Source organism: Xanthomonas sp. SHU 199 (assembly GCF_000364665.1).
Lineage (GTDB): Bacteria > Pseudomonadota > Gammaproteobacteria > Xanthomonadales > Xanthomonadaceae > Xanthomonas_A > Xanthomonas_A sontii.
In genome coordinates this window covers 1-9104 of the sequence record NZ_AQOI01000351.1, presented here as the reverse complement: position 1 = coordinate 9104, position 9104 = coordinate 1, and the positions used below count along the sequence as shown (strand labels likewise).

The window sequence follows — 9104 nt, the reverse complement described above, 5'->3', positions numbered from 1 at the left end:
GGGCGCCAGCCACGAATGGCGGGTGCGCGCCGAATCGTGCCGGCGCCTGTTGCGCCATCTGCGTGCGCGTGGCGGCGACGGTCCTCTGCTGGAACTCGGCTGCGGCAACGGCTGGCTGTCGTACCGCCTGGCCAGCGGCCTGCAGCGCGAAGTCTGCGGTGTCGACGTCAATCGCACCGAACTGGCGCAGGCGGCGCGGGTGTTCGCCGACGCGCCGCGGTTGAGCTTCGTCGCCGGCGACATCCTGCGTTTGCCGCTGCCGGCGCAGCGGTTCGATGTCGTGGTGGTGCCGGCCTGCCTCCAATACTTCGCCGATCCGCGTGCGCTGATCGCCCGCCTGCTGCAACTGCTGCAGCACGACGGCGAACTGCACATCCTCGACAGCCCGTTCTACGCTGACGCTGAGAAAGCCCGGGCCAGCGCCGCGCGCAGCCTGCGCTACTTCAGCGGCCTGGGCTGCGCCGAACTGGCGCAGCAGTACCACCAGCACACCGAGGCGGTACTGGACGGCATCGTGCTGCGCCGGTTGTTCGACCCACGGCGGTTGTCGGTGCGCTGCCTGCGGGCGTTGCGCTGGCGCCAGCCGCATTTCCCGTGGCTGTGCATCCGCAAGCGCGACAATCTCGCGCTGGCCGCGGCCTAGCCGGCGCCGCCGGCCGCCAGCGCGTCTGTGGCGACACCTTATTGCGGCGCCGTTGCGATTGGCGGCGGCGGCGCATGGCAGACTGCCGCCTTCTTCCCCTGCATGGACTCCCGATGAGCGGCACGCAACGCGAACTGACCTTCCGCTTCCTGGCCGAGCCGATCGACGTCAACTACGGCGGCAAGGTCCACGGCGGCGTGGTGATGAAGTGGATCGACCAGGTCGGCTACGCCGCGGCGGTGGGCTGGAGCGGCCACTACAGCGTGACCGTGGCGGTGGGCGGCATCCGCTTCGTCTCGCCGATCCGCATCAGCGACATGGTCACGGTCGGCGCCAAGCTGGTCCACACCGGCACCAGCAGCATGCATTTCGCCATCGAGGTGCGCGCACGCGATCCGATGGGCGGCGAGCCGCGTCTGTGCACGCATTGCATCATCGTGTTCGTGGCCCTGGATGGCGTCGAAGGCCGCCCCACCGCGGTGCCGGCCTGGCATCCGGACACGCCGGAAGACCATCGCCTGGCCGAGTACGCGCAGAAGGTGATGGAGCTGAGCAAGGGCATCGAGGACACCATCGCCCACTACCACGGCTGAGGGCGCGCGTCCGCGCGCTGGCTCAGGCGCGCCAGTCCGCGGGCGCGATGCGGCAGTCGCCGTCGAACAGGCGGCCGCCGTGCACGGCCAGTTCCTGCTGCGCCAGTGCCAGCACCGGCGCGCAGTCGGCGTTGGCGAACAGCGTGGCGAAGGCCTGCTCGAAGCGTTGGCCCAAGGCCGGATCCATCCGTGCCAGCAGGCGCGGCACCCACTTGCCGCTGCCGTACCAATGGCCGCGTCCGCGCAGCGCCAGTTCCGCCAGGCGCGGATGCAGCAGGGCGCCGATGGCGAGGATCTCGGCGGCGCTGCGCTCGCCGCACAGGTCGTCGACCAGGTCAGTGATCTCGTAGCGCAGCGTGTCCCGTTGCGCCTGCGTCAGCGGCGGCGGCCCGGCCTGCAGCCGCGCGGCGACTCGGCCTTGCAGGCTGCGTGCGGATTCGGTCGCGGTGCCGACTAAGGTGCCCTCGGCGATCATGTGCAGCAGGCTGGGGCGGCCGCGGGCGGCGTCTTCGTCGACGAACCAGGCCAGCGTGCCCGGGTCGTGCACGAAGGCTTCGACGGGCATGCCGTCGGCGAGGAACGATTCGCGGCGTGCGGCCGGCAGGCGCTCATAGACCACGACCAGGTCGAGATCGGACAGATGCGTGCCTTCGCCGCGCAGGATCGAGCCGGCGGCGAAGCCGAACGCCGCGTCGGCGTAGCGGGTGGACAGCAGCGATTGCGCGATCGCCAGCGCCTGGGCGGGCGTGGGCAGGACGTGCTTGGCCGGCATCAGCGCAGCGCCTGCAACTGCGGCCAGGACGCGACCCGGCGGACGGGCTCATCGGCACGGCTGGACTGCGAGGCAGGCGAGGGGTGTGGTGTCATCGAAGTGCCGGTGACGCGATCGAGGCGGACAGCGTATCGTGCCGGCGGGCAACGCGGACGGCGACGATGACGCTCCAGGCGGACAGCGCGGAACTGCAGCGGCAATACGGCGATACACAGCGGCTGGCGCAGCGTAAGTCGCTGCATGCCAAGTACGGCCGCGGCGATTGGTACCCGTGGTTGCGCGCGCAGGTGCCGCTGGCCGCAGACATGCGCGTGGCCGATATCGGCTGCGGCACCGGTCAGCTGTGGGGCGCACTCGCCGGGCAGTGGCCGCCATCGCTGGCAGTGCAATTGCTGGATCGCTCGCCGGCCATGGTCGCTGCGGCATTGGCGCAGGCGGCGGCGTTGCGGCCACAGGGTGTGGTCGGCGACGCGATGCGCCTGCCGCTGCGCGATGCCAGCATCGACGCCGCACTGGCCGTGCATATGCTCTACCACTTGCCCGATCCGCATGCGGGCGTGCGCGAGCTGCGGCGCATCGTTCGTCCAGGCGCGGCAGTACTGGCGGTGCTCAATGGTCGCGACAACATGCGTCAACTCGCGCAACTGGTCGCTGGGGTGGCCGGTGGCCCGGACCGCGACCCGTCCACCCTGCGCCTGGACGCGGAGGCGGGCGCGCGCCTGTTCGCCATGCACTTCGCACAGGTCCGGGTCGCGCGCTTCGACGACGTGCTGGTCTGCACCGATCCCGAGGACGTCATGGCTTATCTGCAGAGTCTGCCGTTGCCGCCGCAGGCGCACGCGTCAGCCTTGCGGCAGGCGGTAGAGGCGGCGTTTGCGCATGGCGACGGCGCGTTGCGGATCGACAAGGACGTGCGCGCGATCGTTGCCACCGCCTGAGGGCGGCCGCGTCGGTGCCAGTGGCACGAGCGCCAGCCGGGCGGCCGCGAAACGCCACAACGAAAAAGGCCGCTGTCCCCAGCGGCCTTTTCTGTGCGGTATCTGCGGAGCGGCGGCTTACATCGCCACGCGGCGCGCCTGCACGAACTTCTCGCCCCAGTAGCCGGAAGTCAGCGTGTCCACGCGCACGTCCTTGCCGCGGCTGGGGGCGTGCAGGAAGCGGCCCTCGCCGACGTACAGGCCGACATGGTCGACGCGGCCCTTGCGACCGAAGAACACCAGGTCGCCCGGCGCCAGCGCGTCGCGGTCCTTGATCAGCTGGGCATTGGCCTCGCGGGCCATCTCGCGCGACACGCGCGGCAGTTCGATGCCCAGCGCGGTGCGGAACACGTAGCCGACCAGGCCGCTGCAGTCGAAGCCTTCGGTGTCCTCGCCGCCCCAGCGGTACGGGGTGCCCAGCAGCGCCATGGCGCGCTTGAGCACGGACTGGACCTTGTCGCCGCCCGGCACCACGCCTTCGCGCGGGACCGGCTGGGACACGTCGTAGTTGGCCAGCAGGCGGCTGATGTCACCGGCGAACATCGCCGAGCGGTCCATCAGCGGAATGGTGTCGTTGGCGGCCAGGTGCGGCAGCAGGGCGGCCAGGGTGGCGGTGGCGGCGGCGTCGGCCTTGCTGCGCGACGGTGCGGGCGCCTGGGCGGCGGCCGGCTTGGCCGAGGTGGTGGTGTTGTTGGGGGTCTGCGCGGTCGCCTGGGCGGTGGTCGCGGTGGCGCTCACCTGGGCGGGAGCGGGGGCGACGGTCGCGATCGCTTCCGGGACGACGGTGTCGGCGGGAGCGGTCTGGGCCAGGGCCGGGAGGGCCGAGAAACAGAGCGAGGCGGTGCAGAAGAGGCGGAAAGCGGTCCGGCGGGGAACGGCGGGCTTGCCTGGAGAGGTCTGGGCTTCGGTCGTCACGCTTGGATCACAAAATAAAACGATGGGGGATCATGCCTTGTAGACAGAAATAGGAAGTTCAAATAAGGTTAAATTTTCGTAATTATGAATGTGGGTGAAATCACAGTTCAGCGCAAAACCCGCTTTGCGCCGGTGTAGTGATCCCGCCAGTAGGCCCCGTCCAGCGAATCCAGGCGCACCGTGCCGCCCGTGCTGGGAGCGTGCACGAAGCGGCCTTCACCGACATAAATTCCGACGTGCGTCACATTTCCCGCGCTGCCGAAGAACACCAGGTCGCCGGTGCTCAGGCGCTGCGGATCGATCCGCGGTCCCTGCACCGCAGCCAGTTCGCGCGAGGTGCGCGGCAGTCGCAGGTCGAGCATGTCGCGGTAGACGTAGGCGACCAGGCCGCTGCAGTCGAACCCGGACTCGGGGGTGTTGCCGCCGTAGCGGTAGGGCGTGCCGACCAGGCCCAGCGCCCGCATCAGCACCGCGTTGGCCGCGCCCGGGTCGGCCGGCGCCACCTGCGGCCACTCGCGCACCGCCACCGGTGCCGGCCGGGTGTGGCGGACCTCGTGGCGTCCGCAGGCCGCCAGCGCGGCGGTGCACAGCAGCGGAAGCCACCACGGGAACGCGCGGCGGCCGCGCGGCGAAACTGGCGTGTTGTGCATGGAGCCGGGATAATGCGCGACCTCAGAAGGCCGCCATCATGGCGGCGCTCCCGGCGGCCGACAAGCCGCCCATCCCGTCTGCCCCCGGCAGCCACAGCGCAGAGTGCACATGAAGATCGAAAAAGACCGCGTCGTCCGTTTCCACTACACCGTTTCGGAAGTCGGTCAAGAACCGATCGAAAGCTCCAAGGACCGCGATCCGCTGGTGATCCTGGTCGGCCACGGCAACATCATCCCGGGCCTGGAGAACGCGATGATGGACAAGGCCGCCGGCGACAGCTTCGGTGTCGACGTGGCGGCCAAGGACGCCTACGGCGAATACCGCGAGGGCCTGAGCCAGCGCGTGCCGAAGAAGCATTTCGGCGCGGTCAAGCTGCAGCCGGGGAGCCAGGTGGTGCTGCAGACCAACTTCGGCCCACGCGCGGTCACCGTGCAGAAGGTCGGCATGAGCGTGGTCGACGTCGACCTCAACCACCCGATGGCCGGCAAGGACCTGCACTTCGACGTGGAGATCGTCGACGTGCGTGAGGCCAGCGCCGAAGAGATCGAGCACGGCCACGTGCACGGCGACGGCGGCCACCACCACTGAGTGCGTTGATGGCGGTGCCGGTCGCGCCGGTGCCGCCAGCCCTGGCGCCGCGCGCAGCGGCGCCATCGCGCCGCCGCGGACGCCGGCGGCCTTCCTGATCGCGGCGAGGGACATCGCCGGCCTTCCGCCCGGTGCCGCCTTGGCCACTTCCGCCCCCGTGTTGCAGCCCGTCGCGCCCGCCGAGCGCATCGCCACGCTGGACGTGCTGCGCGGTTTCGCCCTGCTGGGCATCCTGCTGATGAACATCGAGGGCTTCGTCGGCCCGCTGGACGCGGCGATGACCGGTCTGGATCCGGCGCTGCGCGGCGCCGACCGCATCGCCGACGCCCTGGTCTACATCCTGGTGCAGGGCAAGTTCTACACCTTGTTCTCGCTGCTGTTCGGCATGGGCTTCGCGGTGATGGCGCAGCGCGCCGAGACCGCGCGGCGGCCGTTCAGTGGCTTCTTCCTGCGCCGCAGCGCGGGGCTGCTGCTGATCGGCCTGCTGCACGCGCTGTTGTTGTGGTCCGGCGACATCCTGGTCAGCTATGCGTTGCTGGCGTTCATGCTGCTGGCGTTCCGCGAGGCGCCCACGCGCTGGCTGCCGGGCATGGCGCTGGTGGTGTACCTGTTCGCGCCGGCGCTGTGGCTGTTGATCGGCGCCGCCGCCTGGGCGGCGCAGGCCGATCCGCACGGTGCAGCGCAGTGGCATCGGGACATGGCCGAGCAGGCGCAGCACGGCGCGGCGGCGCTGGCGCAGCAGCGCGAGGTGTTCGGCCACGGCAGCTACGCCCAGGCCACTGCGCAACGCGCGCGCGACCTGGTCGAATCGCTGAGCGGGCTGCTGTTCAACGCGCCGACCATCTTCGGCATGTTCCTGCTCGGCGCCTGGTGCGTGCGCAGCGGCCTGGCCGCGCAACCGCAGCGCTTCCCGCGGCTGCTGGCGGTGCTGCGCTGGGGTGTGCTGCCGCTGGGGCTGGGGCTGATGCTGCTGAGCTTCCGGCTGGAGCCGTGGATGGATCCGGCGCGGCTGGATCTGCGCCTGACCTATGCCTATGCCCTGGCCAGCGTCGCCGGCGGCCTGATGGCGCTGGGCTATGCGGCCTGGCTGGTGCGCGCCGCGCCCGCGCTGCAGTGGCTGGCGCCGGCCGGGCGCATGGCGCTGAGCAACTACCTGCTGCAGTCGCTGGTGTGCACCACGCTGTTCTACGGCTACGGCTTCGGCTATTTCGAGCGATTGCCGCGCGCCTGGCAGATCCCGTTCGCGGTCGCGCTGTTCGCGCTGCAGGTGGCGCTGTCGCACTGGTGGCTGCAGCGGTTCCGCTTCGGCCCGGTGGAGTGGCTGTGGCGCTCGGCCAGCTACCTGCGCTGGCAGCCGATGCGCCGACGCGACGCGGCCTGAGCGCAGGTACTGCGGCGGCGTCCTCACATCTGCCGCGCGGTCGCCCATGGCATGCTCCGCGGCGACCGAGACATGCGACAGGACAGCCGATGGACGATGTGAACCACGCGCACCGCGCCGCGCCCGATGCGACCCCGCCGCGCGCCGAGCGTGCGCCGTGAACGGGGCGATCCGCGATTACGACCTTCTTGTGCTGGGCGGAGGGTCCGGCGGCCTGGCCACCGCCTTCCGCGCCGCCAGCCATGGCGCACGGGTGGCGATCCTGGAGCCGAGCGCGCTCGGCGGGACCTGCGTCAACGTCGGCTGCGTGCCGAAGAAGGCGATGTGGCTGGCGGCGGATCTGGTCGAACGCATCGACCTGGCGCGCGCGGTCGGCTTCGCCATTCCCGAGGCCACGCTGTCGTGGGCGGAACTGGTGGCGCATCGCCAGGGCTACATCGGCAACATCCACGCCAGCTACCGGCGCCGGCTGGATGCCGACGGCGTGGTGCTGATCCCGCGGCGCGGCCGGCTGGTCGATGCGCACACCGTCGAATGCGACGACGGCGTGCGGGTCAGCGCCAAGCACGTGGTGATCGCCACCGGCGCGCACGCGCTGCGGCCGAACATCGACGGCGCCGAGCTGGGCCTGGTCTCCGACGACTTCTTCAATCTCTGCGAGGCGCCGCCGCGGGTGGCGATCGTCGGCGGCGGCTATATCGCGGTGGAACTGGCCGGACTGCTGCAGGCGCTGGGCAGCCGGGTGGAGTTGTACGTGCAGGGCGAGCGCCTGCTGGAGCGGTTCGACGCGGAACTGGCACGGCAGCTTGCCGACAACCTGCGCCACCAGGGCGTGCGCCTGCATTTCGGTTACCGCGCCAGCGCCTTGCGCCGCAGCGGCGAGGGCCTGTGCGTGGTCGATGCGCAGGGGCAGCCCGGCGAGCGCGTCGACAAGGTGTTCTTCGCGATCGGGCGCCGGCCCAACACGCGCGACCTCGGCCTGGAAGCGCTGGGTGTGCGCCTGGGCGACAAGCACGAGATCGTGGTGGACGCATACCAGAACACCGACGTGCCGGGGCTGTATGCGATCGGCGACGTGGCCGGCAAGGTCGGCCTGACCCCGGTGGCGATCGCCGCCGGGCGCAAGCTGATGGACCGCGTGTTCGGCGACCGGCCGCAGGCGCGGCTGGACTACGAGAACGTGCCCAGCGTGGTGTTCTCGCATCCGCCGCTGGGCCAGGTGGGATTGGGCGAGGAGCAGGCACGCGAGCGCTATGGCGCCGACGCGGTGACCGTGTACCGCAGCAATTTCCGGCCGATGCTGCAGGCGCTGGCCGATTCGCCGCAGCGCAGCCTGTTCAAGCTGGTGTGCGTGGGCGCCGAGGAGCGTGTGGTCGGCTTCCACCTGCTCGGCGATGGGGCCGACGAGATCCTGCAGGGCTTTGCGGTGGCATTGAAGCTGGGCGTGACCAAGCAGCAACTGGAAGACACCGTCGCGATCCATCCGACCTCGGCCGAGGAAGTGGTGCTGATGCGCTGAGGTCGCCGCGATCCGGCGGATGGTTGGCTGTGGCGCCGTAGAATGGCGGCATGCACGTGTCCTCTTCTCCCTGCCGCGGCGCCGCGCGATGAGCGCGTCCGGCACGTCGGCCGCCGTCGCCCCCACCGCCACCCAGGCCAGCCTCGGTGGCGTGCTGCTCGCCGCCGGCGGCGCGATCGCGTTCTCGGGCAAGGCCATCATCGTCAAGCTGGGCTATCGCTATGGCGTCGATGCGGTGACCCTGCTGGCCTTGCGCATGCTGGTGGCGCTGCCGTGCTTCGCGGCGATGGCGCTGTGGGCGGCGCGCCGCGCGCCGCCGCTGCAGGCGGGCGACCGTTGGCGGATCGTCGCGCTGGGCGTGCTCGGCTACTACCTGGCCAGCTTCCTGGATTTTCTCGGCCTGGCCTACATCACCGCGACCCTGGAGCGGCTGATCCTCTATCTCACCCCGACCCTGGTGCTGCTGATCGGCGTGCTGCTGTGGCGGCGGCGTCCGCAGCGGCGCCAGCTATGGGCGCTGGCGTTGAGCTATCTGGGCGTGTTGCTGGCGTTCGGCCACGACCTGCAGATCGGCGGCGCGCGTACTGCTTGGGGGAGCTTGCTGGTATTCGGCAGCGCGCTGGCCTATGCGGCGTATCTGGTCGGCAGCGGCCAACTGGTGGCGCGGGTCGGTGCGGTGCGATTGACCGCCTACGCCAGCCTGGTCGCCTGCGCGCTGTGCATCGCCCAGTTCCTGCTGCTGCGGCCGCTGCACGCACTGGTCCTGCCGGCACCGGTCTACGCGCTGTCGCTGCTCAACGGCACGCTGTGCACGGCGGTGCCGGTGCTGGCGACGATGCTGGCGGTGCAGCGCATCGGCTCGGCGCTCGCGTCGCAGATCGGCATGCTCGGCCCGGTCTCCACCATCGTGCTCAGCGTGCTGGTGCTGGGCGAGGCAATGGGGCCGTGGCAGATCGCCGGCACCGTGCTGGTACTGGGCGGGGTGCTGCTGGTGTCGCGGCCGGCGCGGGCACGGTCGGCATGAGTCTACGGCGGCCGCCCGCAGCGCGCGCGTCGGCGCCTGCC

10 protein-coding genes are annotated in these 9104 nt (G+C 70.8%); 7 read left to right on the top strand and 3 right to left on the bottom strand.

Annotation, left to right across the window (positions count from 1 at the left end; genetic code table 11):
- Both D183_RS0112270 and D183_RS0112265 read left to right on the top strand, forming a co-directional pair.
- Window positions 1–643 (top strand): class I SAM-dependent methyltransferase (locus D183_RS0112270; RefSeq protein WP_017909253.1); only part of this gene is annotated, 643 nt, incomplete at its 5' end.
- Between the two features lie 113 nt (window positions 644–756).
- Window positions 757–1236 (top strand): acyl-CoA thioesterase, encoded by a 480-nt coding sequence (locus D183_RS0112265; RefSeq protein ID WP_017909252.1) that lies wholly within the window; start codon window positions 757–759, stop codon window positions 1234–1236.
- A 22-nt stretch (window positions 1237–1258) separates the two neighbouring features.
- Here the strand turns inward: D183_RS0112265 and D183_RS0112260 are convergent, their stop codons facing one another.
- Entirely contained in the window at window positions 1259–2008 is a 750-nt protein-coding gene (locus tag D183_RS0112260; RefSeq protein ID WP_017909251.1) for a hypothetical protein, read from the bottom strand.
- A gap of 161 nt (window positions 2009–2169) precedes the next feature.
- On the opposite strand from D183_RS0112260, the gene D183_RS0112255 reads away from it, so the two are divergent.
- Window positions 2170–2946 (top strand): class I SAM-dependent methyltransferase, encoded by a 777-nt coding sequence (locus tag D183_RS0112255; RefSeq protein WP_017909250.1) that lies wholly within the window; start codon window positions 2170–2172, stop codon window positions 2944–2946.
- 117 nt (window positions 2947–3063) lie between these two features.
- Here the strand turns inward: D183_RS0112255 and D183_RS0112250 are convergent, their stop codons facing one another.
- Both D183_RS0112250 and D183_RS0112245 read right to left on the bottom strand, forming a co-directional pair.
- Window positions 3064–3900, bottom strand: coding sequence for a C40 family peptidase (locus D183_RS0112250; protein ID WP_081613329.1), 837 nt, complete (start codon window positions 3898–3900; stop codon window positions 3064–3066).
- Window positions 3901–4007: 107 nt separating this feature from the next.
- Window positions 4008–4550, bottom strand: coding sequence for a C40 family peptidase (locus D183_RS0112245; protein ID WP_017909248.1), 543 nt, complete (start codon window positions 4548–4550; stop codon window positions 4008–4010).
- Window positions 4551–4659: 109 nt separating this feature from the next.
- On the opposite strand from D183_RS0112245, the gene D183_RS0112235 reads away from it, so the two are divergent.
- The 4 genes from D183_RS0112235 (at window position 4660) to D183_RS0112220 (ending at window position 9063) form a co-directional block, all read left to right on the top strand.
- The gene (locus D183_RS0112235; RefSeq protein WP_017909247.1) at window positions 4660–5139 is read left to right on the top strand and encodes an FKBP-type peptidyl-prolyl cis-trans isomerase; all 480 of its coding nucleotides are present in this window, start codon (window positions 4660–4662) and stop codon (window positions 5137–5139) included.
- 139 nt (window positions 5140–5278) lie between these two features.
- Window positions 5279–6520 (top strand): DUF418 domain-containing protein, encoded by a 1242-nt coding sequence (locus D183_RS0112230; RefSeq protein WP_232757266.1) that lies wholly within the window; start codon window positions 5279–5281, stop codon window positions 6518–6520.
- 157 nt (window positions 6521–6677) lie between these two features.
- On the top strand, window positions 6678–8039 hold the full coding sequence (gorA, locus tag D183_RS0112225) for a glutathione-disulfide reductase (protein ID WP_026144414.1): 1362 nt from the start codon (window positions 6678–6680) through the stop codon (window positions 8037–8039).
- Between the two features lie 88 nt (window positions 8040–8127).
- Complete coding sequence (locus tag D183_RS0112220; RefSeq protein WP_017909244.1) at window positions 8128–9063, top strand: DMT family transporter; 936 nt, start codon at window positions 8128–8130, stop codon at window positions 9061–9063.
- Window positions 9064–9104 lie beyond the last annotated feature (41 nt).